The sequence below is a fragment of the Streptomyces sp. NPDC050264 genome (assembly GCF_040655895.1).
Classification (GTDB): domain Bacteria; phylum Actinomycetota; class Actinomycetes; order Streptomycetales; family Streptomycetaceae; genus Streptomyces.
On record NZ_JBFAKV010000008.1, the window covers coordinates 331,485 to 354,663 of the forward strand.

Genomic DNA, 23,179 nt, shown 5'->3' on the forward strand with positions numbered 1-23,179 from the left:
GTGTCACCGCTTCTCTGGGGCCCGTGAGGGAGAAGGCCCGTCGAAGGAGGAACCATGGCAGGGATCGGACCGGTACAACTCCTCGTGGTCGAGTTCGGCCCCGACGCCAAGCTGGAGGGACGGATCGTCGAGGAGCTCGGGATCCTCGAGGCCAACGGGCAGATCCGCGTCCTCGACATGCTCTTCGTCCGCAAGGAGTTCAGCGGGGAGCTGTTCACCCTCGACTTCCAGGCGGAAGGGATGGGCGAGACGGTCGGCGCCCTGCTCGGCGTCTCCGGTGACCGCCTCCGGGCGGCCGAGGAGAAGTATCCGAGCCTGGCCGAGGGAAATGCCTTCGGCCTGTCCCTGGTCGAGATCCGCGACATGGCCGACTCCATGGACCCGGGGAGCGCGGCCGCCTTCGTCCTGCTGGAGCACGTGTGGGCGAAGTACCTGCGCGCGGCCATCCGGGACGTCGGCGGCGTACCCGTCGCGGAGGGGTTCCTGACCCTGGAGGCGCTCGAACCCGTCGCCGCCGAACTCCTCGCCGCGGCAGAGCGCCTGGGCGAACCGGTCGCGCCCGAGAAACGGCCGGACCCGAAGACCCGCAACCACCGCAGGAGGTCCTGATGGCCGATCTCGTCGTGCTCGGATTCGAGGACAAGGACAAGGCGGAGGCGGTCATGCGCCTCGCCAAGGACCTGTCCCGGCAGGAACTGCTCGACCTGGAGGACGCCGCTCTCACCTGGCGCGCCATGGACGGCAAGATCCATGTGCGGCAGTCCTACAACACCACGGCGGCAGGCGCGGCCGGCGGCGCCCTGTGGGGCTCGCTGTTCGGGCTGCTCTTCCTGATGCCGGTCTTCGGTGCGGCGGTGGGGGCCGCCACCGGCGCCCTGGCCGGGAAGCTGTCGGACATCGGTATCCACGACAACTTCGTGAAGGAGATCGCGGCCACCCTCGAACCGGGCCACGCCGCCGTCTTCGCCCTCGTACGGCGCTCCACCCCGGACCGCGTCCGCGAGGCCGTGCGCCCCTTCCACCCCACCGTGCTGCGCACCTCCCTCACCAAGGACCGGGAGGAGGAGCTGATCGCCGCCCTGCAGCGTCCGTGACCTGAAGGCAGCGGGGCGTCCCGGCACCGGGCGCCCCGCAATGCGCCGTCGTGCGCCGGAACTTCACCCGGATGAGATGGCGGACGCCGCACGCTCTCTCCCGCCCGCCGGGGCCCACACTGGCCTGTGCCGCGTCACTGCGCCCCGAGAGCGAGGTGCCACCCATGGACGCGTGGTCACAGCCCCGGCGGGACGTCGGCCCGGACACCGCGGCCGCCTGTACCGTCGCGGCGCTGCCTGCCTGGCTCGTCCCCCGGCCCCGCCTCACGGACCGGCTGGCCCGGGGCGTCCTGGGCCCGCTGACCGTGGTCGTCGGGCCCGTCGGCGCCGGCAAGACGACGCTCGCCCTGGAGTGGGCCCACACCGCCCGCCCGCCCGGACCGCTCGCCTGGGTCTCCTGCGACGGCCCGGCCGAACAGCCCGGCGTGTTCTGGCCCCGGGTGACCGGCGCGCTGCGCCTGGCCGGGGTCGATCTGCCCGAGTCCGCCACCGCGGGGGAGGGGCCCCTTCTGGTGGCGGCGCTCGCCACCCAGCTGAACGCCCGCGACGAACCGGTGGTGCTGGTCCTGGACGGCTTCCAGCCGGCCCCCAACTCGCCGATCGCGGAAGGCGTCACCAGCCTGCTGCGCCACACCTCGGGCCTCCTGCGCCTGGTGGTGCTCGCACGCCGCGACCCGCCGCTGCACCTGCACCGCGGCCGGCTCACCAGCGACGTCACCGAACTGCGCACCGCCGACCTGGCGTTCGACGACCGGGAGACCGCGGAGCTGCTCGCCCAGCACGGCATCGACGTATCGAAGCAGACCGTGAGCGCGCTGCGGCGCCGCACGGACGGCTGGGCCGCGGGGCTGCGACTCGCCGCGATGTCCATGGAGAAACACACCGACCCCGACCGGTTCGTGGCGCACTTCGCGGGCGACGACGAGGCCATCGCCAGCTACCTCGTCGAGGAGGTGCTCGATCTGCAGCCGGCCGGCATGCGCCGCCTGCTGCTCGCGACGAGCGTGCTGGAGCGGGTCAACGCCGAACTGGCCGCGGAGCTCTCCGGCGACGACGCGGGCCAACACTTCGCGGCCCTCGTCCGGGAGAACTCGTTCCTGCAACCCGTCGGCCAGGGCTGGTACCGCTGCCACCAGATGTTCGCCGACGTGCTGCGGATGTGCCTGCGCCACGAGACGCCCGGACTCGTCGCACCACTGCACCGGCGCGCGGCCGGCTGGCTCGGCGACCACGGGCTGCTCGCCGACGCCGTACGCCACCTGCTGGCCGCGGGCGACTGGGACCGGGCCGCCCGGCTGATCGTGCACCACCTGGCGATCGGCCAGGTGCTCGGCCTGGCCACGGCCCGGCTGCCCGTCGAACTGACCCGGCAGCTCCCCGACGGCCTCTCGGCGGACGTGCCCGAGTCCGCCCTGCTCGCGGCGGCCGTCGCGCAGGCCCGCCACGACGACCGGGCCTGCGCCCGGGACCTGGAACGGGCCGCCCTGCTGCTCGACGCGCTGCCCCCAGGGGACGACGGCCGGGGCGCGCGCGGCCGCTTCGCCCACGCCGTGATCCGCATGGAGCGGCTGCGTTCGTGCAGCCCGCGCGCGGCCGGGGCCGCCGCGGCCGACGCCGAGTCCGTCCGGCCGCTCCTGCCGCACGCCGCTCTGCAGAGGTGCCCGGAGATCTCCGCCCTCACCCTGACCATCCGCGGCAGCGGCGAACTCCGGGCCGGCAGTCTCAAGGCGGCCGAAACCTCCCTCACCGGCGGGCTCAAGGCGGCCGGCGCCGCCGGGAACGGCACGCTGCGCCGCGACTGCCTCGTCGAACTCGCGCTCCTGGAGGCGCTGCGCGGCCGGTTCCGGGCCGCCGACGAACTCACCACCCTGGCCGCCCAGCCGCCGCTGCCCGCCTGGACCACGACCGAGCCCACACGCGCCACCCTGCACCTCGTGCGCGCCTGGGTCGAGCTGGCCCGTGGCGCCCCCGGCCGGGCCCGGCACGAACTCGCCCGCGCCGACGCCGCGTTGAGCGTCCTGCCCGACGCGTTCCTCGGCGAGATCGGCGCACTGGTGGCGCGGATGACGACCGTGGTGGAGCGCGGCGGCCCGGTGACCGAACAGGTCGGCGCCGTCGTGGCCGAGGCCCGGCTCCCCGGTCCGGTGCTGCGCGTCGTGGGGCCCGCCTGCACCGTGCTGCTCGCGTCCGTGCGGCCGGGCCGGACCGACGGCACCGCCGCCGAACCGGAGCGCGGCGAGGTGCCGCAGAACCCCGCCGAGCGGCTCAGCGCCCGGGAACAGGACGTACTGGACCGGCTCGCGCAGATGATGACCACCGAAGAGATCGCCGAGGAGCTGTACCTCTCGGTCAACACCGTGAAGACGCACCTCAAGAGCGTCTACCGCAAACTCGCCGTCTCCCGGCGCTCGGCCGCGGTCCGGCGGGCCCGCGAACTGCAACTCCTCTGACCACCCTCTTCACCGGTCTCCGGACGTGGCTGTGCCTGTGCGGGACGATCCGCTACACGAGACCCAGTTCCCGGGCCCGTCCCACGGCCTCGGCCCGTGACCGCGCGCCCAGTTTCCGGTAGACGGCGCGCGTATGGCTCTTGACCGTGTTGTACGACACGTACATCCCGTCCGCGATCTGCCGCAGCGACACCTCGTGCTGCAACTCCCGCAGCACCGCGAGCTGACGGCCCGTCAACGGCTCGGCCGGCGGTGGCGGCGCGACCGGTGTGTCCGGCAACGGCCCGGGGACCGAGGCCAGCACGGCCGAGGCCCTGTGCATCAGGGCCCCCGCGCTGTGCGGATCCGCCACGTCCTCCGCGATCTCCACCAGGACGTCGGCGACCCACACCAGGCAGGTCGTCACCGCCTCGTCGGCCCCCATGGGCTCACGGCTCAGCGAGCGCAGCCGTCCGTGCAGGACGGACACCCGCCCGGGCTCCCGCGCGAAGCTGTCGGACTCCGCGCGCAGCACCCCTGTGTGCATGCCCCTCACCTCCCCATGTGCAGGGCATTTCCCCTCCACGGTGGTGGGGGAGGCGCGGACACCGAAAGGGGCTTGTCGGCCCTGTTTCGAGGGGACTCCGGCCCGTGTCCGGATGGTGCTTCGTCCCGGACGCGCCCGGCCTCAGGCGTCGCGCGGGCCGGGCAGCCTGCGCACCTCCAGGAGTTCGAGGCCGATCGCCTGGATGCGGTCGAGGATCCCGTACAGGGCCGCCTGATCGAGCCCCGCTCCCAGCAGCACCGTCTCCGCGGGGTGCAGCACGATCGTCAGTTCGCTGAACCCCGACCTGAAGGCCTCGCCGATCCTGCCCCGGACCCGGATCTCGAAGTCGGCGCCGGCCGCCGACCCGGCCGGTCCGGAACTCGCGCCCGCCTGTGCCCCGCCCATGGCGCCACCTCCTGTGCGACAGCCCGGTCCACCCGCGACCTTCTCGCGGCGGCCCGGGCGGCCACATCACCTTGTGCGGGTGACGGTGAGGACGGCGCCCGCGCTCATCCGCTGCGGGTGAACCGGAAGGGCGCGCCGGGGGAGACGCTTCGGGTCCCCCGAGGAGGAGGTTCGACATGAGTGAGCAGACCTCGGCGGGCCGGACGGGCTCCGGCGCGCCCGAACCGCAGCCGCATGTGAGCGCGCTCGTCGTGGGCGGAGTCGTCTTCGCCGTGTGCGTGATGGCGATCAGCGGCGCGTTCCACGCGATCGCGGGCCTTTCCGGCATCCTCAGCGACAACTTCTACCAAGCGCAGAACGACTACCCGTTCGACTTCGACGCCAATGTCCGCGGCTGGGTCCAGATGATCACCGGCATCGTGATCCTCGCGGCGGCCTTCAACCTCTTCAGCGGCCGCACCTGGGCCCGTGCCGTCGCGATCGTCGTCATGGGGCTCAGCGCGCTGGAGAACTTCTTCTTCACGCCGTACTTCCCGTTCTGGTCGGCCATCATCATCGGCCTGGACATCCTGGTGATCTGGTCGCTGGTCATGTACGGGCGCCGCGAGGCGCACAAGATCTACGGGTCGCCGATGTAGCCGTCCACGGGGCGCCTCGGTGGTTCGGGCCGGCCCGACGGCAGGCCCTCAGTGCCGGAACGTCAGGCCGAGCCGTCCGAGGTGGCGCCAGTCGAGCCGCGCGCGTTCGCGATAGGCGCCCGGGCGCCGCCGGGGCACGATCACCCGCAACGCACCGGGCCGCACCTCGCAGCGCACGGGGACGCTCAGCCGCAACGCCTCGCCGTCGACGCCCACCGGGATCCGCTCCTGGTCGGCGTCGACGACCACGGAGGTCGCCGTCACCCTGGTCAGTCCGGCCGACCGGACACCCCGCAGCAGGCCCGCCGCGCGGGCCGCACTTGTGACCCGGATCCCGACGCAGCCGAGGACCCCGCCGTCGAGGCGCGTACGGCGGCCGAGCCCGGCGACGTCGTTCGCGCCGTAGGGGTTGTTGCTCACCAACAGCGCCTGCGGATCCGTGAATTCGTGCTCCCCGGCCCGCGCGGTCAGCCGCGCGCCCTCGTGCTGCATCAACAGATCGGGCAGCAGGTTGAGGGTGGTGCGCGTCTTGCCGTCGCGGTAGGCGGGGCTCTGCACCACCTCGGCGTACGCGCCGAACGAGACGTTGTTGACGAAGGGCCGCCCGCCGGCCCGGCCCAGATCCACCCGCAGTTCCACGCCGTCGCGCAGCGCGTCCAGCGCCCTGGCCGGGTCGTCGCGGTCCAGGCCCAGATCGAGCGCGAAGTGGTTGCGGGTGCCCGCCGGGATCACCAGGAAGGGCAGATCGAGGGCGGCGGCGACCTCGGCGACCAGGGCCTGCGTGCCGTCCCCGCCCGCGACCCCGAGCAGATCGGCCCCCTCGGCCGCGCACTTGCGGGCCAGGGCCGCCACATCGGTCTCCTCCCGCCACTCCAGGAGCACCACCTCGGCACCCAACTCGCCTGCCCGTTCGCGCAGTTCGAAGCGGCGGACCTTGCCGCCGCCCGACCGCGGATTCATGATCAGGACGGGGTGCCGGAAGCGCGGCGCCGCTCGCTCCGGCATCGCGGCCGCGGCCGGGCCCGGCGCGAGAGCGGCCCGCCCGGCGCCGGCCGCGACGAGCCACAGCGCGGCCGACACGAGAACCACCCACAGCAGATCGGCGCGGCTGTACGCCACCAGGACCCACACCGGAGCGGCCAGCGCCAGGGCCAGCGCGAGGAACCGCAGCACCCCCCGCCTGCTCAGAACCCACCAGAGCGCGGCCGCCGTGACCACCAGACCGCAGAGCCCCACCGCCAGCAGAGCGAACGTACGCAACCCCGCGAACACTCCCAGCACCACGACCGCGGCCGCCGCGGCGACCAGGGACGCACGAGCCAGCCATCGCTGTCCACGCATCGTCGGTTCCATGAGCGGCAGTCTGCGGCGCCGCCGGGCGCCCGGCCTCACCCCTGGCAGGCGAGCTCACACCGACAGGGTGACGCGGGCGCGGCGGGCGCGGCCCACAGTGCTCACTCCGTGAAGGGAGCGCGCCATGACCGAGACCACGAGCCGACATCTCACCGCGCGGGAACGGGCGGACCGGGGGAGGGAGGCCCGCTCCCGTGTCCCGCGGTCCGACCACGCCGAGTTCACCCCGGCGCCGGACCGCCCCGACCCGGTCGACGTGATCGAGCAGCAGTCGTCGAGCCGGCTGCCCGACCTGGTCCCGATCCGCTACGGGCGCATGACCGAGTCGCCGTTCCGGTTCTACCGGGGCGCGGCCGGGCTGATGGCGGCCGACCTGGCCGGTACCCCGGCCTGCGGACTGCGGACCCAACTGTGCGGCGACGCCCACATGTTGAACTTCCGGCTGCTCGCCTCCCCGGAGCGGCACCTGATGTTCGACATCAACGACTTCGACGAGACGCTCCCCGGGCCGTGGGAGTGGGACGTCAAACGCCTCGCGGCCAGCCTCGCCATCGCGGGCCGCGGCAACGGCTTCCGCCGGCCGGAACGCGCCCTCGTGGTGCACTCGGCTGTCCGCGCGTACCGCAAAGCGATGCGCCGGTTCGCCAGGATGCGGACCCTCGACGTGTGGTACTCGCGGATCGACGCCCAGGAGCTGTACGACGCGGTGTCGACGCGGCTCGACAAGCGCACCCGGCGCCGCGTGTCCCGGACGCTCGACAAGGCCCGTACCCGTGACCACATGCAGGCGCTCGACAAACTGGCGCACGTGGTCGACGGCGAGCTGCGGATCTCCGCGGACCCGCCGCTGATCATGCCGCTCGACAGCTTCCTGCCGGACGTGGAGCGCAAGGATCTCGAACAGCAGCTGCGGGACCTCATCGAGCGGTACGCCCGCACGCTCCCCGCCGACCGCCGGGCGCTCCTCGCCGAGTACGAGGTCGTCGACATGGCCCGGAAGGTGGTCGGGGTGGGCAGCGTGGGGACCCGCTGCTGGGTCGTCCTGCTGCTCGGCCGCGACGACCGCGACCCCCTGATGCTGCAGGCGAAGGAGGCGCAGACCTCGGCCCTCGCCGAGTTCGCGGGCCGCAGCAGCCACACCAATCAGGGCGAACGCGTCGTCGCGGGACAGCGGTTGATGCAGGCGACCAGCGACATGTTCCTCGGCTGGGAGCGGGTCCAGGGACTCGACGGACGCGAACGCGACTTCTACATACGGCAGTTGCGGGACTGGAAGGCGATACCTCAGCCCGAGCTGATGGCCCCGGACGTCATGGGCCTGTTCGCCCGGCTGTGCGGCAGGACGCTGGCCCGCGCCCACGCCCGATCCGGCGACCGGATCGCCATCTCCGCCTACCTGGGCCGGTCCGATGCCTTCGACCGGGCCATCGGGTACTTCGCGGAGGCGTACGCCGACCAGAACGAGCGCGACCACAAGGCGCTGACCACCGCGGTGCGCACGGGCCGGGTGACCGCGACGTCAGCGTGACAGCTCGTCGAGCCGGCGCCGCAGGACCTCCTCCTGGGCGAGGGTGCGGCCGACGGCGATGCCGGACACGACGATGGTGAAGAGCAGGATCAGCCAGGACAACAGGGTGAACACCGAGCCGAGGGCCCCGTAGCGCTCGGTGCTCATCCGCAGCGTGCGCGGCAGCCACAGCCCCGACGCGCCGCAGAACGCGACCACTCCCGCGCCGGTCAGCACGGCCCCCGGCAGCAGCGGCAGCCACGGCACCCGCCCGGCGAGCAGGAGGTGCTGGGTCCACCACCACATCAGCACCGCGACCGTCAGCTGCAGCAGGTACCCGACGGCGGGCCCCGCCCCGAACGCGCGGTGCAGCATGCCCTGCGCGACCAGGATCACGACCCACACGAGCAGCCACACGGGCCACCGCCACGCCACGTACCGGACACCGGAGCGCGGCAGCTCCCAGGACCGCTCGCACAGCCGCTGCAGGGCGCGGGTGAACGCGGTGGCGGACAGCAGGGCCACCAGCAGACCCGACACACCCCAGCTGTGCCCGGCGGTGTCGCCGCCCGCGGCCAGCTCCTCGATGCCCGAGATCATCGAACCGCCGGTCCCGAGCAGCAGGCGTACCGAGTGCAGGAGGTCCTCGCGGACGGGGCGCGGGCAGAACGAGGCGAAGGCGATGAGCATCGGCAGCACGGCCAGGAACGCCAGCGCCGCGAGGCGCGTCGCCATGTCCAGGATGGTGACGCGGACGAGTTGCTGGACGACGCGGCCCGCCAGCGGGCGGGCGGCACCCCCGATCGGCATGACGCGGTCCTCTCGTGGCAGGGGCTCGCTCCTGCCCGGCACCCTCGGCTTCGGCGGCCCGGCGCGCGTCGCCCGCCCGGGGTGAACCGCGAGTGGTCCGTTGGCCCGCTACTGGCTGCCGTATCCCCCCATGAACTGGTCCATTGGCCCAGGGCTTTCGGCCCCTGTTGAACCATCAGCCGTGCAGGTGTTCAGATACGTACGTCGATGGCGCTGCGGACCCCCGGGGATCTCCGCGGCGCCTTACTTGTGTCAGGACTCATGTACGGACAGGAGCGGTGCACCTTGCTGAAGAGGGCCTTCGTGGCGCCGGACCCGGGAAGGACACGGCTGCGGTTCGCGAGCCGCGCGGTGCTCGGCATCGGCCTGGCCGTGACGGTGTGCGGGACGGCCGGTCACTCGCTGGCCGCCGCCATCACGGGCGGCCTCGCCGCGCTGCTCGCCCTGTTCACGGTCGCCGACCCGACGGTGCGCGGGCAGGCGGTGACGACGGCGCTGCTGCCCGTCGTCGGCCTCCCGGTGCTGGCGCTCGCGGCCGCGCTGCACGAGCTGCCCCTCGCCCGGGACCTGGCGTTCCTGGCCGTCGTCGGGGCGGGGGTGTACGCGCGGCGGTGGGGACCGCGCGGGCACTCGCTCGGTGTGTTCGCCTTCATGACGTATTTCGCGGCGCAGTTCCTGCACGTCACTCCCGGCGGACTGCCCGAGCTCTACGCGGCCGTGCTGATGTCGCTCGCCGTGGCGTCCGCGGTGCGGTTCGGGGCCTGGTGCTACGAACGCCGGATCGCGGCGCCCGCGGTCGTGCCCCCGCCGGCCGTGGCCAGGGGACTGGCGCGGATCACGACGCGACAGGCCGTCCAGGCGACCGCGGGCGCCGGCTTCGCGCTCGCCGTCGGGCAACTGCTCTCCGATCAGCGCTGGTACTGGGCCGTCGGCGCCACCTGGTGGGTCTTCGTGAACACCACCTCGCGCGGCGAGACCCTCGTGAGGGGCTTCCGGCGGTTCCTGGGCACGGTGCTCGGGATCGTGCTGGGATTCCTGATCGCCGTGCCGCTGCACGACGAGCCGGTCGCGGCCGCCGTGGTCGTCGCGGTCAGCGTCTTCGGGATCTTCTACACCGCCGCCGTCTCCTACACCTGGATGGTGCTCGCCGTCACCGTCATGGCGAGCATGCTCTACGGGCTTCTCGGCGTCCTGGACCCCGCGCTGCTGGCCCTGCGGGTGGCGGAGACCGCCGTCGGCGCGCTGGGCGCCGTGCTCGCCGTGCTCCTCGTCCTCCCGGTGACGACGCACTCCGTCACCGACGCCTGGATCGAGCGCGCCCTGCGCTGCGTCCACGCGTGCACCGCCGAGGCCGCCGCCCGGCTCGCCGGGGACACCGCCGCCGATCCCGCGCCGCGCGTCGCCGAACTGGAGTCGCTGCTGGCCCGCGTACGGTTCTCGCTCGCGCCGCTCGTGCACCCGTTCAGCCCGCTGCGAGCCCGCATGGGCCGGGCCCGGCAGGTGCTCGCCCTGCTCGACGACTGCGCGCGCGAGGTGCGCGGGCTCGCCTCCGTCGCCGCCGACCCGGAGGCCTCGCACGACGCCCGGCTCGCCGCCGCCTGCTGGCGCGTGGAGGCCGCCGTCGAAGCCCTCACCACCCCCGCCCCCTATACCCGCTCCACCGGCGCCGCGCCGGGGACCGCGGAGGCCGAACCCGTCCTGGCCCACCTGCACGCCCTGGAACACGCCCTCGTCGAACTCGCCGTACCGCTGCGCGGAGCCCGGCGCGCGAGCCCGGTCGCGTAGGAACGCACGCGCGCTGTCACGCAGTTCCCCAAGCTCCCCGCACGTCCGTGACCGGCCGCCCACCGCGGCCCGCATGTGGTTGTCTCGCATCGGCGTGGACAACCAGGCCCCGTGTGAGGCACTTTCCCGGGGCACGTACAGGGTGGATCAGTCCGCCCGGAGGGTAACCCCGCGCCATTGGACACCCGGACACCCGGGTACACAGCCGCGCGGGAGCGAGCCGTGCGCCGTTGTCGAGCCGCTGGGATGTGTCATGCGAAGCGACCTGCGCAGGAACGGACCACGGGACGTGGAGGGCTGGCTCTCCGCCGCCCCCGACACGCCCCGCCACGAGCGGGGGCCGGCGCCCCACGACGGCGCCCGCCCCCGGCACGGCCGGGCGCAGGTCGGCGAGGTGGCGCACGCGGCGGCCGACTTCGTCCGGCGCCACCACGCCGAGGAGGAGCTCGGCGACCCGGCACCCCGGCTCGCCGAGATCGATACGGAACTCGCCGCCACGGGCACCTACACGCACACCCCGCCGGAACTCGTCTTCGGCGCCCGCGTCGCCTGGCGCAACGCCAACCGCTGCATAGGCCGCCTGTACTGGCGCTCCCTGCGCGTCCGCGACCTGCGCCATCTCGACCGGGCCGAGGAGATCGCCGAGGCCTGCGCCGACCATCTGCGCGAGGCCGCACCCGGCGGCCGCATCCGCCCCCTGATCACCGTCTTCGCCCCGGACACACCCGGCAGCCCAGGACCGCGGATCTGGAACGAACAGCTCATCCGCTACGCCGGTCACGTCCAGCGCGACGGCCACATCGTCGGCGATCCGCGCGGCGCGGGCCTGACCGGGTTCGCCCGCCGCCTGGGCTGGCGCGGCGGCGCCGGGACCCCCTTCGACGTGCTGCCGCTGATCGTGCAGCGGGTCCCGCACGAGCCGCCCCGCTGGTTCGACCTGCCGCCGGACGCGGTCCTCGAAGTGCCGCTCCACCACCCGGAACTGGCCTGGTGGTCCGAGCTCGGCCTGCGCTGGCACGCCGTACCCGCGATCGCCAACATGTGCCTGGAGATCGGCGGCATCTGCTACGGCGCGACCCCCTTCAACGGCTGGTACATGGGCACCGAGATAGGCGCCCGCAACCTCGCCGACACCGACCGCTACAACCTCCTGCCCTACCTCGCCCACCGCATGGGCCTGGACACGAGCACCGACCGCAGCCTGTGGAAGGACCGCGCCCTGGTCGAGCTCAACCGCTCGGTCCTGCACTCCTTCGACCGGGCGGGCGTCACCGTCACCGACCACCACACCGAGTCGCAGCGCTTCCTCTCCCACATCGCCCGCGAGGAGTCCCGAGGCCGCACGGTCGGCGCCGACTGGTCCTGGATCGTGCCGCCGATCTCCGGCTCCGCGACCCCGGTCTTCCACCGCTCGTACGACACCACCGAGAGCACCCCGGCCTACGTCCACCACCCCGAGGCCCAGGCACGGGCCCGCGGCGAGGAGTGGACCGCGGCGCGGCGCCCGGCTCCCCGGCACGACCTGGTCTAGACCCGCTGCTACGGTCGGCGCGCGGGCACAGCGCCCGCCACGCCGAAAGGGGAAGCAGTGACCGGCAGTCAGTCAGGGCGCGCCTACATCGGATCGTTCACCGCGGCGGGCGGCCCCGGCATCGCCACCGCCGCGGTCGACGCGTCGGACGGCTCGCTGACAATCCTCGCCGCCACGGACGCGCTGCCCGACCCCTCGTACCTGGCGGTCGCGGGCGATCTGCTGCTCGCGGTCAGCGAGACGGCGGACGGCGCGGTCGCCGCGTTCCGCACGGACAGCACGCCGGTGACCCAGGCCGGCAAACCCGCCCCGGTCGACGGCGACGGCCCCACGCACCTGTCCGTCTGGAACGGCCACGTGCTCACCGCCAACTACGGCTCCGGCAGCGTCACCGCGCTCCCGCTGCGCGCCGACGGCACCCCGGACCCGGCCGGCCGCGAGGTGCTGGTGCACACCGGATCGGGCCCGCACCCGCAGCGACAGCAGACCCCGCACGCCCACCAGGTCCTGGCGGACCCGAGCGGCCACTGGGCGGTCAGCGTCGACCTCGGCACGGACTCGGTCCGCGTCTGCGCCCGCACCGGCGGACGGCTCACCCTGCACCACGAGACGGCCCTGCGCCCCGGCTCGGGCCCCCGCCACCTGGCCTTCCACCCGTCAGGCGGCCACGCCTACGTCCTCAACGAGCTCACGCCCACCCTCACGGTCTGCCAGTGGGACGCCACGACCGGCATCCTCAAGCCGCTGACGGAGGTCCCGGTCCTCGTCGAGGCCCCGCGCGGCGACGCCTACCCCTCCGAGATCGTCGTCTCGCCGGACGGCCGCTTCCTGTGGACGGCGACCCGCGGCGAGGACGTCATCTCCCTCCTCACCCTGGACGCCACGGGCGAGCACCCCACCCTCCGCTCGACGACCCCCTGCGGCGGCCACTGGCCCCGCGACCTGGCCCTGCACCCGTCGGCCCGCTATCTCTACGCGGCGAACGAACGCTCGGGCGACGTGACCTGGTTCAGCCTCGACCCCCGGGACGGCACCCCGACACGGGCAGGCGCGGTCCGCGTCCAGGCGGCCTCCTGCATCGTCTTCGCCTGACAGGGCTCTTTCCGCCCGTCCGGCGCCTGAGGGCAGGACAAACGACAGCGGGCCCGGAACACGAAGTTCCGGGCCCGCTGCGATACGGCTCAACTGCCAGAGGCAACCGGCTGAGGCGTGATCCCCAGCGCCGCCGTGTACTTGGCCAACGCCAGCTTCCCCATCGCCGGATACGCCCCGAGCGGCTCCGCGGCGGCACACCCCGCGTCCTTGGCGGCGGCCTCCAGCACGCTCGGGTCCAGCTCGGGCCCGATGAGGTACGGCGCGAGCGCCAGCTGCTGGGAACCGGAGCCGCGCAGCTGCTCCGCGGTCGCCGCGATGGCGCCCTCCGCGTCGAGCGCCGCCGCGATCACCGGCACGGCGAGCCGCGCGGCGAGCAGCATCCCGGTGATCCCCGCGGCCTGCACCGCCTCCTCGCCGCCCACCGAGGCGAGGATGATGCCGTCCGCGGCCGTCGCCACGGTGAACAGCCGGGCCCGGTCGGCGCGGGCCAGACCGGCCTCCGAGAGCCGTACGTGCAGCGCTTCGGCCAGCAGCGGGTGCGGGCCGAGGACGTCGGTCAGCTCGGCGGCGACCCGGCTGTCGGCGATGCCCTGGCGGATCTGGCGCAGCTGCGCGTTGTCCGGGCCGGCGAGCAGCGGCACGACGACCGCGACCGGGCCCTCGGGTGCCGTGGCCTCGACACCGGCGGCGACGGCCTGCTCGAAGCGCGCCGTGCGCTCCTTGGCCGCGTGCGCGAGCACGGACGCGAGGGAGGGGAACTCGGCGGACACCGGGAAGTCGGTGGTCTCCCCGTCGACGAAGCCGACGCGCGCGTCCAGGCCGGGAAGCTCGGACCTGGCGATGCTCACGACCTCGTCGGCGAGCATGCGCGTCGCGGCACTGGGCGTGCCGGGCACGGCCAGCACGAGGGCCGGTGCGCCCTCGGGGGCGGCCACGGGTTCCGGACGGCGGTGGCGTCCGGGCTGGCGCGGTCGCGGCATTCGTACAGGCAGGCCGGATGCGGGCCCGTTGGGGGAGCTCATGCGGCCGCATGCTACTGGCTCGCCGGTCCCCGTTGCTCGGTCAGGGGGCAGCTGAGCGGTATCCGTCCGTGATTGTCCGTTCAGTTACGGATGCTTCAAGTGTCCTGGTCCGCGGGGGTGCGCAAGAGCTACGGGACGTACAGCAGGCGCCCCTCCCTCGGCAGCCGGAGGGCATCTGCGGCGAGGGCACCGGCGATCACCAGCGCTCCGTGCAGAGGGTCACCGGCGGCGGCGACCACGGTGACGCCCGGGAGCTGCTCCGCCAGTTCCGCGCGGAGCGGCGCGAGCAGGGGTTCGCCCATCTTGAACAGGCCGCCGGTGAGGGCGACTTCGCCGCCACCCGCCGGGCAGGCCGCCGCGGCCGCCTCCGCGATGTGCCGCGCGCTGTCGCGCAGGATCCCGGCGGCCACCGGGTCGTCCTCGGCGCAGCGGGCCACGTCCGGCGCGAACGAGGCCAGCACGGCGGGCCGGTCGGTGCGCGGATAGATCCGGCCGGGCAGCTCGCCCGCCGGCCCGAACCGCTTCTCGGCCAGCGCGAGCAGTGCCGCACTGGCACCGCGCCGCCCGTCGTACGCCCGCATCGCCGCGTCGAGCCCGGCCCGGCCGATCCAGGCGCCGCCGCCGCTGTCGCCGAGCAGATGCCCCCAGCCGTCGGCCCGGCGCCAGGTGTCGAGGTCGGTGCCGAGGGCGATCAGGCCGGTGCCCGCGGCGACGACCGCACCGGGCCGCTGACCGAGCGCGCCGGCGTACGCGGTCGCGGCGTCCCCGGCCAACGCGAGCCGCCCGACGCCCAGTTCACGCTTCAGCGCGCCCGGCAGCTCGGCCCGCAGTCCGTCGCCGAGGGTCGCCATTCCGGCGGCGCCGACGGTGACCGCGGCCACCTCGGGATCGCCGACGGAGTCCAGCAACTGCCGTGCCATGGGCAGGAGTTGTTCCAGCAGATGCAGGGGGTCGATGCCCGTCGCCACGGTGCGTACCGGCTCGCGGGACACCGTGGTCGCGGCCCCGGCCGGATCGTCGGCGGGGGCGAGCGCGACCCGGAGGCCCGAGCCGCCCGAGTCGACGCCGAGCACCCAGCGCGCCGCGTCCGGCACCGCTCCGGCGGCCGGTGACTGGTTCGCTGGACGCACCCGGCCTCCCCCTCACGTATCGACGTACGTATCGACGTATGAGGAGGAACACTAACCCCGTGCGGGCCCCTTCCGTACAGGGGGCTTCCCCGTCGGGAACGGCGGCGCGGTGTGGCAGTAGAGTGACGCGTCGTGGCAGCGCGACCTCTGAACGAACTTGTCGAAGCGGGCTGGGCCAAGGCCCTGGAGCCCGTGGCCGAACGCATCGCGACCATGGGGGATTTCCTGCGGTCCGAGATCGCCGCCGGCCGTACCTACCTCCCCGCCGGTGCGAACGTGCTGAGAGCTTTTCAGCAGCCGTTCGACGACGTCCGTGTGCTGATCGTCGGCCAGGACCCGTACCCCACCCCGGGGATGGCGATCGGGCTGAGCTTCGCCGTCTCGCCCGAAGTGCGGTCGCTGCCCGGCAGCCTGCAGAACATCTTCCGGGAGATGCACGCGGACCTGGGACTGCCCCGCCCGTCCAACGGCGACCTCACGCCCTGGACCCGGCAGGGCGTACTGCTGCTCAACAGGGCGCTCACGACAGCGCCGCGCTCCCCGGGCGCCCACCGGGGCAAGGGCTGGGAAGAGGTCACCGAGCAGGCGATCCGGGCGCTGGTCGCCCGGGACCGGCCGCTGGTCTCGGTGCTGTGGGGGCGCGACGCACGCAATCTGCGGCCTTTGCTGGGGCAGTTGCCGGCGATCGAGTCGGCGCACCCCTCGCCGATGTCGGCGGACCGGGGCTTCTTCGGCTCCCGCCCGTTCAGCCGCGCCAACGACCTGTTGACGGGACTGGGCGCACAGCCGGTGGACTGGCGCCTGCCCTGAGCATCCTGTGGCTCCTGGTATCGGCCGCAGACCTCACCCCACGACGGCAGCGCGTACGCACAGCACGTCCGGCAGGTGGGACGCCAGCTGCCGCCAGGCGTCACCGTCGTCGGCCGACGCGTACACCTCGCCGTTCCGGTTCCCGAAGTACACGCCCGCCGGGTCCGCGTCGTCCGTGCACAGCGCGTCCCGCAGGACCGTGCCGTAGTGGTCGCCCTCGGGCAGCCCCTTGCTCAGCGGCTCCCAGCTCCCACCGGCGTCCTGGGTGCGGAAGACCCGGCACCGGCGGTCCGCCGGGACCCGGTCCGAGTCCGCGGTGATCGGAAAGACGTACGCCGTGCCGCCACGGTGCGGGTGCGCGGCCACGCCGAAGCCGAACGTCGACGGCAGCCCCTCCCCGATGTCGGTCCACTTCGCGCCCCCGTCGTCGCTGCGGTACACGCCCCAGTGGTTCTGCAGATACAGCCGGTCCGGATCGGCCGCGTCCCGCGCCACCTTGTGCACACACTGCCCGAACTCCGGGTCCGGATCGGGCAGGAACACGGCGGACACCCCGGAGTTCGACGGGGCCCAGCTCGCGCCGCCGTCCGCCGAGCGGAACACCCCGGCCGTCGACACCGCCACCGTCAGGGCCCGCGGGTCCCGTGCGTCGGTGAGGACCGTGTGCAGGCCCTCACCGCCGCCGCCGGGCACCCACTGCGACCGTGTCGGGTGCTCCCACAGCGGGCGGCACAGCTCGAACGTCTCGCCGCGGTCCGCCGAGCGGTACAGCGCCGCCGGCTCCGTGCCCGCGTACACCACGTCCGGCTCGGCGGCCGCCGGGTGCAGCTGCCACACCCGCTCCAGCGAAGTCCCCGTGTCCTTGGGGAACTTGACGGCGGGCGAGGACGGCTCGGTCCAGGTGCGGCCGAGGTCGTCCGAATGGAACACGGACGGCCCCCAGTGCGCACTGTCCCCGCCCACGAGCAGCCGTGGCGTGTCCGTACGGGTGTCGAGGGCGACGGCATAGACCGCCTGGGCATTGAAGTACGGACTCTCGTCGAACTCCCAGGCCCCGCCACCGCGCCTGCGCCCCAGGAACAGCCCCTTGCGCGTGCCCACCGCCAGCAGCACATCGGTCATGCCGAACACCTCCGGAACGTCGTTGTCTCCAGGTATCGGCCAGTCTGCACCCCACCACTGACAACGGGCGCTTTGGGCGGTTGTGTCGCAGGTCAGGCGGGCACGGCGACCCCCAGCGGGAAGTGGCACGCCACCTGGTGTTCCGGGGAGCCGGGCCGCGACACCGGCGGTTCGGTCGTCGCGCAGATGTCCTGGGCCATCGGGCACCGGGTGCGGAACCGGCAGCCGGACGGGGGCCGCGCGGCCGACGGGGTCTCGCCCGTCAGCGGCGTGCCGGAGGCGGCGGCCTCGGGGTCCGGGACGTTCACCGTGTCGAGCAGGCCACGCGTGTAGGGGTGCAGCGGCCGGGCGTAGACCTGCTCGGCGGGGCCGACCTCCACCAGCCTGCCGAGGTACATGACCCCGACCGTGTCGGCGAGATAGCGGACCACGGCCAGGTCGTGCGAGATGAACAGGTACGTGAGACCGCGCTCGCGCTGCAGCTCCCGCATGAGGTTGAGGATCTGCGCCTGCACCGAGACGTCGAGCGCGGAGACCGGTTCGTCCGCCACCACCAGATCCGGCGAGAGCGTCAACGCCCTTGCCAGGCCGAGCCGTTGGCGCTGTCCGCCAGAGAACTCGTGCGGATAGCGGTGCACCGCGCCGCGCGGCAGACCGACCGCGTCGAGCAGCTCACCGATCTGCTTCTCCTGTTCCGTACGGTTGCCGATGCCCTGGATGACGAGTGGCTCGCGCAGGATCTCGCCGACCCGCATGCGGGGGTCCATCGCCGCCGTCGAGTCCTGGAACATCAGCTGGACGCGCCTGCGGTGCGCCCGGCGTTCGGCGCGTGAGAGCTCCGCGCGGTCGCGGCCCTCGAAGCGGACGGCGCCGGCCGTCGGCTCCTCCAGGCCCGCCACGATCCGCCCGAGCGTCGTCTTGCCGCAGCCGGACTCGCCGACCATGCCGAACGTCTCGCCCTTGCGCACGGTCAGGGAGACCCCGCCGACCGCGCTGACCGTGCCTCTGGAGCGGGAGAACGGGCCGCCCTTGAGCGGGAACTCCTTGACCAGCTCCTCGAGTTCCAGGAGGACATCACCGTCACCGGGCGCGGTGTCCTGCGCGGGCAGCGGCGGGGGAGCCACCACCTCCTCAGCCGCCGCCTCCCGCACGTCGGGCACCGGGTGGAAGCAGGCGAACCGGTGCTCGGAGCCCCGCACTTCGTCGTCGGCGAGGGCCGGCTCCCGCGTACGGCACTCGTCCGTCGCGAACAGACAGCGCGGCGCGAAGCGGCAGCCCGTCGGCCGGACCGTCAGGCTCGGCGGCAGACCCGCGATCGTGTGCAGCTCGGTCTCGTGGTCGGCGGCGCGCTCGGGCAGCGCCGCGAACAGTGCCTCGGTGTAGCGGTGTCGCGGCCGCGCGAACAGGCCGCGTACATCGGCCTGTTCGGCGACCTTGCCCGCGTACATCACCGCCACCCGGTCGACGCGGTTGGCGATCACGCCGAGGTCGTGCGTGACCAGGATCATCGCCATGCCGAGCCGCGTCCGCAGATCGTCGATCAGCTCCAGGATCTGGTGCTGAGTCGTCACGTCCAGGGCGGTCGTCGGCTCGTCCGCGATGAGCAGCTTGGGCTCGCACACCAGCGCCATGGCGATGGCGACGCGCTGGCGCATGCCGCCGGACAGCTGGTGCGGGTACGCCTTCATCCGCTCGGCCGGCTGCGGCATGCCGACGAGGCGCAGGGTCTCCTCGGCCCGCGCCCACGCCTCTTTCCTGGTGACTCCGCGGTGCAGCAGGAGCGGTTCCGCGACCTGCGCGCCGATCGTCATCGTCGGGTTGAGGGACGTCAGCGGGTCCTGGAAGACCATGCCGATGGTGTTGCCGCGGACGTCCTGGAGGACGGGCGCGGGCGCGGCGGCCAGGTCGTGTCCGTCGAAGAGGATGCGGCCGCCGGTCACCTCGCCGCCGGGCGGCAGCAGGCCGAGCACGCTGAGTGCCGTCATGGTCTTGCCGCAGCCGGACTCGCCGACGACGCCGAGCGCCTCGCCGGGCGCGAGGTCGAGCGAGATGCCGTCGAGGGCGTGGACGGTGCGGTCGCGTGTGGCGATGTCGACCCGCAGGTCGTCGATCCTGAGCAGAGGCTCGGTCATGTCAGCTTTCCCTAGATCCCGTACGTGCACTGGTCCGCTGGCCCGCTACTTGCGCAGCCGCACTTCGAAGGCGTCCCGCAGCCCGTCGCCGATGAAGTTGAACGCGGCGACGACGAGGACGATCGCGATGCCCGGCGGGAAGATCAGCCACCAGTAGCCGTTCTGCGTGTAGGTGATGCCGGCGGAGAGCATCGAGCCCCAGTCGGCGGACGGCGGCGGGATGGAGAGGCCGAGGAAGGCGAGATAGCTGACGTAGAGGATGGCGTCGGCGATCTGGAACGTGCAGTTGACGATGACCGTGCCGATGGCGTTCGGCACGATGTGCTTGAAGACGGCACGGGCGCCGCCACCGCCCATCATCCGCATGGCCTGCACGTACTCCCGATTACGCAGGGACAGTGCCTCGCCGCGCACCAGGCGGGCGGGGGAGAGCCAGGCGACACCGGCGATGATGAGGATGAGGACGCCCTTGCTGGGCGTGATGATCGCGGCGACGACCACGAGCAGGAACATCGCGGGGATGGCGAGCGCCGCGTCCGTGACGCGCATCATCGCGGCGTCGACCCAGCCGCCGAAGTACCCGGCGACGGCGCCGTACACGGTCCCGAACAGGGTGGCCAACAGCCCTGCCGCCAGGCCGATCTCGAGCGAGGTCCGCCCGGCGACCATCAGCCGGCCGACCATGTCGTAACCGAGGTCGGTGGTGCCGAGGAGGTGTCCGGCGGTGCCCGGCGACAGATTGGCCTGTCCGAGGTTCGTGTGGACCTGCTCGGTGGGGTGCACCAGCGGGCCCAGATAGCAGAAGGCGAGCAGCAGCACGAGCAGCACGACACCGCTCAGGGCCAGCTTGTTGCCGGTGAACACGCGCAGGGTGCGGCGGGCCAGCGAGGGCGTGGCCTGCGCCGCTGCCTCCTCGTCGGTCCCGGGTATCTGGGGGGTCACAGCGGTCGTCATGCCACGCTCCGGATCCGGGGGTCGAGGACGGCGTACAGGATGTCGGTGAGCAGCGAGCCGAGGACGGTCGCGATGCCGACGACGAGGGTGACGCCGAGCAGCACGGGGAAGTCCGAGCCCTGCGCGGCGTTCCAGAACAGCAGGCCCATTCCTGGGTAGTTGAACATCGACTCGACGACGAGCGCGCCGCTGAACAGGGTCGGCAGGTACAGGCCGAGCAGAGTGGCGAGGGGGATCAGGGCGTTGCGCAGGACGTGCTTGACCATGATCCGGCGGTTCGACTGCCCCTTCGCCATGGCCGTGCGCACGTACTCCTCGGTGAGGTTGTCGAGGACGGCCGAGCGCATGTAGCGGCTGAACATGGCGACGATGCCGAACGCCATGGTCACCACCGGCAGGACCAACCCCGTGAAGTCGCCCAGGAGTTGCCTGATCGTCTCGCCCTGCGGAGCCTCCGCCGGGAAGATCGGCAGCACCTGCGCGAACAGGATGATCATGATGAGGCCGAGGAAGAACACCGGTGTCGCGTACAGCAGGAAGGCGAGGCCCGTGAGGGCGTAGTCGGACGCCTTGCCGCGCCGCACCGCCTGGAGCAGGCCGAGCGGCACCGCGATGACGACCGCGAGCGCCGTCGAGAGGACCGTGAGGAGCAGCGTCTTGGGCAGCCGCTGCTTCAGCAGCTCGAAGACCGGGGAGTTCAGCTTGTACGAGTCGCCGAGGTCACCGGTGAGCAGCCGCTTCAGGTACATCAGGTACTGCGTCGGCAGCGAACGGTCGTAGCCCTGCTGGTGGTTGAAGTGCTCGATCTGCTGCGGGGTGCCCTTCGGTCCGAGGATCGCGCGGGCCGGACCGCCCGGCAGCAGGTGCAGCAGGGTGAAGACGATGACCGAGACGAGGAACAGGACGACGAGCGCCTGAAGGAAGCGCTTGACCAGAAAGCCGGTCACTTCGCGGCCCCCTTCTTGACGTTCTTGACGTAGTACCAGTGCTGCGGCGCGAACGTGACCGTGGGGTTCTGCTCGATGCCCCGCAGGTCGTTGCGGATCACGGAGACCTGGTAGGCGGGGTTCGGCATCCACATCACCGGGAGCTGCTCGGCGAGGTACTCGCCGTACTCATGGACGGCCTTCATGTCGGGCGCGTACTGCACGGCCCGGATGAGCCGGTCGGCCTTCTTGTCGCTGTAGTTGCCGAAGTTGGCGGACGCGCCGGTCGAGAAGAGCTGCTCGCCGCTCGGGTTGAGCGGGTAGTACCAGCTGCCGGCGGTGCCGAAGAACGACATGTCCCAGTCGCAGCCGGAGTCCTTAGTCTTGCAGGGGACGGAGTTGCCGAGCACGGAGTTCAGCGGCTGCTGCCGCACGGTCAGGTCGATGCCGGCCTTGCTGAGCGACGACTTGAGTTCCTGCATCATGTTCGTCGTCTCGGTCGAGCCGGACTGGGAGAGCAGGGTCAGCTCCAGCGGGTCGTTCCGTCCGATGCCCTTGCCGCACTCGTCGTCAGCCGAACCCGGGCGCACGCAGCGCGCGACACCGTCCACGACCTTCCAGCCATGCGCCGAGAGCAGCGACGTGGCCTTGGCGACGGAGAACGGGTACTGGTTGTGCTCCATCTCCTCCGACAGGTACTGGCTCTTCGGCGTGACCGGCACCGGGCCCAGGGTCGCCGTCGCGCTGCCCTGCCAGATGACCTTGCTCATCGCGTTCTGGTCGACGAGGTGCTGCATCGCCTGCCGGACGTAGAGCTGGCTCATGGCGGGGCCCGCGTGCGTGGAGTTGAAGTTGTAGACGATGTAGGTGGCCGCCCAGCCCTCCCACGGGTCGACGCGGTACCCCTTGTCCTGGAACTTCTCCTTCTGCGCCATCACCGACGGCGGGATGTAGCCGTAGTCGACCCCGCCGGAGCGCAGCACGTTGTACTCGGAGTCGGAGGTGGTGAACGGCTTGAAAACCACCTTGTCGAGGTGCGGCCGCTCGGACTTCGGGCCGGTGTACTTCTCGTTCGGGACGATCGTCACCTGCCCGGTGTCCCGCCAGTCGGCCAGCTTCCAGGGCCCGTTGACGGTCTTCCAGAGCGGATCGCTGCCGTACGAGCCCAGGCTCTTCGCATGCTGCGTGAGCCGGGCGAAGACCGCCTTGGCGCCCTTCGCCGTCCGGTCCCAGTCGCCGATCTTCCCGCCGTCCTTCGTGGCGTCCCAGGCTTGCTGCGGAAGCGCCCGCATCAAGGTGAGCTGGTTCGCCGTGAACCAGTCGGGGTTGTACGCGCGGTCGAGGCGCAGCCGCACCGTGTGGTCGTCGACGACCTCGAACTTCTTCACGTTGTCGGGCATGGTGCCGACCGAGTAGTTGCCCCAGTCGGCCTTGTTCGCCTTGACGAGGTTGAACCAGAACTCCAGGTCGCGGGCGGTGACCGCGGTCCCGTCGGACCACTTGACGCCTTGCCGGAGCGGCAGGGTGACCGTCGTGTTCCCGTCGCTGTACGTCGGCTTCAGGCCGAGCGTGCTCGGCCCGGTCGTGGTCAGTCCGCCCTTCTCCTGCACGGCGTCGTAGACCGGCATGTACAGGAGCGTCTGGATGCCGTAGTTGTACGAGGCTCCGTAGCCGGGCGCGCCGATCGGGAAGATCCAGTTGGGCGTGGCCGCGGGCGGCAGCGCCATCGTGGCCGTGCCGCCCTCGACGGGGGTGCCGCCGGTGGGGCCCATCGCGATCCGGCCGCCCTCGTGCGTGCAGCCGGTGAGCGCCACCAGCGTCGCCGCGAGGGCGAGCGCGGCGGACGCCGTTGACCTGAGGGAACGCATGCCGAAGGGCCTCCAAGGGAG

The 23,179-nt window shown here is 72.7% G+C and carries 20 protein-coding genes; 9 read left to right on the forward strand and 11 right to left on the reverse strand.

The features are described 5' to 3' along the window. Positions 1–54: 54 nt before the first annotated feature. The 3 genes from AB0J02_RS17415 (at position 55) to AB0J02_RS17425 (ending at position 3,544) form a co-directional block, all read left to right on the forward strand. On the forward strand, positions 55–609 hold the full coding sequence (locus tag AB0J02_RS17415) for a DUF1269 domain-containing protein (protein WP_363194519.1): 555 nt from the start codon (positions 55–57) through the stop codon (positions 607–609). Next, positions 609–1,094, forward strand: a complete 486-nt coding sequence (locus AB0J02_RS17420; RefSeq protein WP_363194520.1) for a DUF1269 domain-containing protein — start codon at positions 609–611, stop codon at positions 1,092–1,094. Before AB0J02_RS17415 ends, AB0J02_RS17420 begins: the two co-directional genes overlap by 1 nt. 164 nt (positions 1,095–1,258) lie before the next feature. Then, positions 1,259–3,544: a LuxR C-terminal-related transcriptional regulator gene (locus tag AB0J02_RS17425; RefSeq protein ID WP_363194521.1), complete on the forward strand. Its 2,286-nt coding sequence runs from the start codon at positions 1,259–1,261 to the stop codon at positions 3,542–3,544. 52 nt (positions 3,545–3,596) lie between these two features. Here the strand turns inward: AB0J02_RS17425 and AB0J02_RS17430 are convergent, their stop codons facing one another. Then, entirely contained in the window at positions 3,597–4,070 is a 474-nt protein-coding gene (locus AB0J02_RS17430) for a helix-turn-helix transcriptional regulator (RefSeq protein WP_363194522.1), read from the reverse strand. 141 nt (positions 4,071–4,211) lie between these two features. Next, positions 4,212–4,475 (reverse strand): hypothetical protein, encoded by a 264-nt coding sequence (locus AB0J02_RS17435; RefSeq protein ID WP_363194523.1) that lies wholly within the window; start codon positions 4,473–4,475, stop codon positions 4,212–4,214. 176 nt (positions 4,476–4,651) lie between these two features. Here AB0J02_RS17435 and AB0J02_RS17440 point away from each other — a divergent pair, with 176 nt between their 5' ends. Beyond that, a complete protein-coding gene (locus AB0J02_RS17440; protein ID WP_363194524.1) occupies positions 4,652–5,113 on the forward strand; it encodes a hypothetical protein in 462 nt (153 codons plus the stop codon). A gap of 48 nt (positions 5,114–5,161) precedes the next feature. Here the strand turns inward: AB0J02_RS17440 and AB0J02_RS17445 are convergent, their stop codons facing one another. Beyond that, positions 5,162–6,454: a diacylglycerol kinase family protein gene (locus AB0J02_RS17445; protein ID WP_363194525.1), complete on the reverse strand. Its 1,293-nt coding sequence runs from the start codon at positions 6,452–6,454 to the stop codon at positions 5,162–5,164. A gap of 136 nt (positions 6,455–6,590) precedes the next feature. Here AB0J02_RS17445 and AB0J02_RS17450 point away from each other — a divergent pair, with 136 nt between their 5' ends. After that, positions 6,591–7,994, forward strand: a complete 1,404-nt coding sequence (locus tag AB0J02_RS17450; protein WP_363194526.1) for a DUF2252 domain-containing protein — start codon at positions 6,591–6,593, stop codon at positions 7,992–7,994. On the opposite strand, the gene AB0J02_RS17455 is transcribed toward AB0J02_RS17450, so the two are convergent. Beyond that, complete coding sequence (locus tag AB0J02_RS17455) at positions 7,986–8,783, reverse strand: YhjD/YihY/BrkB family envelope integrity protein (RefSeq protein ID WP_363194527.1); 798 nt, start codon at positions 8,781–8,783, stop codon at positions 7,986–7,988. The two genes, AB0J02_RS17450 and AB0J02_RS17455, sit on opposite strands and share 9 nt — an antisense overlap. A gap of 285 nt (positions 8,784–9,068) precedes the next feature. Here AB0J02_RS17455 and AB0J02_RS17460 point away from each other — a divergent pair, with 285 nt between their 5' ends. The 3 genes from AB0J02_RS17460 to AB0J02_RS17470 all read left to right on the forward strand — a co-directional run bounded on the left by AB0J02_RS17460 (position 9,069) and on the right by AB0J02_RS17470 (position 13,191). Beyond that, positions 9,069–10,568, forward strand: a complete 1,500-nt coding sequence (locus tag AB0J02_RS17460; protein ID WP_363194528.1) for an FUSC family protein — start codon at positions 9,069–9,071, stop codon at positions 10,566–10,568. Positions 10,569–10,821: 253 nt separating this feature from the next. Beyond that, positions 10,822–12,099, forward strand: a complete 1,278-nt coding sequence (locus tag AB0J02_RS17465; RefSeq protein WP_363194529.1) for a nitric oxide synthase oxygenase — start codon at positions 10,822–10,824, stop codon at positions 12,097–12,099. A 57-nt stretch (positions 12,100–12,156) separates the two neighbouring features. Further along, positions 12,157–13,191 carry a lactonase family protein gene (locus AB0J02_RS17470; protein WP_363194530.1) on the forward strand — a complete coding sequence of 345 codons (1,035 nt, stop codon included), beginning with the start codon at positions 12,157–12,159 and terminating at the stop codon, positions 13,189–13,191. 89 nt (positions 13,192–13,280) lie between these two features. On the opposite strand, the gene AB0J02_RS17475 is transcribed toward AB0J02_RS17470, so the two are convergent. Continuing rightward, positions 13,281–14,216, reverse strand: coding sequence for a hypothetical protein (locus AB0J02_RS17475; RefSeq protein WP_363194531.1), 936 nt, complete (start codon positions 14,214–14,216; stop codon positions 13,281–13,283). A 128-nt stretch (positions 14,217–14,344) separates the two neighbouring features. Beyond that, positions 14,345–15,346: a BadF/BadG/BcrA/BcrD ATPase family protein gene (locus AB0J02_RS17480; RefSeq protein WP_363194532.1), complete on the reverse strand. Its 1,002-nt coding sequence runs from the start codon at positions 15,344–15,346 to the stop codon at positions 14,345–14,347. 132 nt (positions 15,347–15,478) lie between these two features. On the opposite strand from AB0J02_RS17480, the gene AB0J02_RS17485 reads away from it, so the two are divergent. Then, positions 15,479–16,156: a uracil-DNA glycosylase gene (locus tag AB0J02_RS17485; protein WP_363194533.1), complete on the forward strand. Its 678-nt coding sequence runs from the start codon at positions 15,479–15,481 to the stop codon at positions 16,154–16,156. Between the two features lie 33 nt (positions 16,157–16,189). Here AB0J02_RS17485 and AB0J02_RS17490 read toward each other — a convergent pair whose 3' ends face one another. The 5 genes from AB0J02_RS17490 to AB0J02_RS17510 form a co-directional block, all read right to left on the reverse strand. Beyond that, entirely contained in the window at positions 16,190–17,278 is a 1,089-nt protein-coding gene (locus AB0J02_RS17490) for a sialidase family protein (RefSeq protein ID WP_363194534.1), read from the reverse strand. A 92-nt stretch (positions 17,279–17,370) separates the two neighbouring features. Beyond that, positions 17,371–19,410, reverse strand: coding sequence for an ABC transporter ATP-binding protein (locus AB0J02_RS17495; RefSeq protein ID WP_363194535.1), 2,040 nt, complete (start codon positions 19,408–19,410; stop codon positions 17,371–17,373). A 45-nt stretch (positions 19,411–19,455) separates the two neighbouring features. Further along, positions 19,456–20,364, reverse strand: coding sequence for an ABC transporter permease (locus AB0J02_RS17500; RefSeq protein ID WP_363194536.1), 909 nt, complete (start codon positions 20,362–20,364; stop codon positions 19,456–19,458). Continuing rightward, a complete protein-coding gene (locus AB0J02_RS17505) occupies positions 20,361–21,311 on the reverse strand; it encodes an ABC transporter permease (protein WP_363194537.1) in 951 nt (316 codons plus the stop codon). The genes AB0J02_RS17500 and AB0J02_RS17505 overlap by 4 nt, the downstream gene beginning before the upstream one ends. Then, positions 21,308–23,158, reverse strand: a complete 1,851-nt coding sequence (locus AB0J02_RS17510) for a peptide ABC transporter substrate-binding protein (protein ID WP_363194538.1) — start codon at positions 23,156–23,158, stop codon at positions 21,308–21,310. The genes AB0J02_RS17505 and AB0J02_RS17510 overlap by 4 nt, the downstream gene beginning before the upstream one ends. Positions 23,159–23,179: the final 21 nt, after the last annotated feature.

What these genes read in the sequence shown, in the direction of transcription:
- AB0J02_RS17420 (WP_363194520.1), top strand. Translation starts at nt 609, where the DNA reads ATGGCCGATCTCGTCGTGCTCGGATTCGAGGACAAGGACAAGGCGGAG.
- AB0J02_RS17450 (WP_363194526.1), top strand. Translation starts at nt 6,591, where the DNA reads ATGACCGAGACCACGAGCCGACATCTCACCGCGCGGGAACGGGCGGAC.
- AB0J02_RS17510 (WP_363194538.1), bottom strand. Translation starts at nt 23,158, where the DNA reads ATGCGTTCCCTCAGGTCAACGGCGTCCGCCGCGCTCGCCCTCGCGGCG.
- AB0J02_RS17445 (WP_363194525.1), bottom strand. Translation starts at nt 6,454, where the DNA reads ATGCGTGGACAGCGATGGCTGGCTCGTGCGTCCCTGGTCGCCGCGGCG.
- AB0J02_RS17475 (WP_363194531.1), bottom strand. Translation starts at nt 14,216, where the DNA reads ATGAGCTCCCCCAACGGGCCCGCATCCGGCCTGCCTGTACGAATGCCG.
- AB0J02_RS17500 (WP_363194536.1), bottom strand. Translation starts at nt 20,364, where the DNA reads ATGACGACCGCTGTGACCCCCCAGATACCCGGGACCGACGAGGAGGCA.
- AB0J02_RS17440 (WP_363194524.1), top strand. Translation starts at nt 4,652, where the DNA reads ATGAGTGAGCAGACCTCGGCGGGCCGGACGGGCTCCGGCGCGCCCGAA.
- AB0J02_RS17425 (WP_363194521.1), top strand. Translation starts at nt 1,259, where the DNA reads ATGGACGCGTGGTCACAGCCCCGGCGGGACGTCGGCCCGGACACCGCG.
- AB0J02_RS17435 (WP_363194523.1), bottom strand. Translation starts at nt 4,475, where the DNA reads ATGGGCGGGGCACAGGCGGGCGCGAGTTCCGGACCGGCCGGGTCGGCG.
- AB0J02_RS17415 (WP_363194519.1), top strand. Translation starts at nt 55, where the DNA reads ATGGCAGGGATCGGACCGGTACAACTCCTCGTGGTCGAGTTCGGCCCC.
- AB0J02_RS17430 (WP_363194522.1), bottom strand. Translation starts at nt 4,070, where the DNA reads ATGCACACAGGGGTGCTGCGCGCGGAGTCCGACAGCTTCGCGCGGGAG.
- AB0J02_RS17455 (WP_363194527.1), bottom strand. Translation starts at nt 8,783, where the DNA reads ATGCCGATCGGGGGTGCCGCCCGCCCGCTGGCGGGCCGCGTCGTCCAG.
- AB0J02_RS17490 (WP_363194534.1), bottom strand. Translation starts at nt 17,278, where the DNA reads ATGACCGATGTGCTGCTGGCGGTGGGCACGCGCAAGGGGCTGTTCCTG.
- AB0J02_RS17495 (WP_363194535.1), bottom strand. Translation starts at nt 19,410, where the DNA reads ATGACCGAGCCTCTGCTCAGGATCGACGACCTGCGGGTCGACATCGCC.
- AB0J02_RS17465 (WP_363194529.1), top strand. Translation starts at nt 10,822, where the DNA reads ATGCGAAGCGACCTGCGCAGGAACGGACCACGGGACGTGGAGGGCTGG.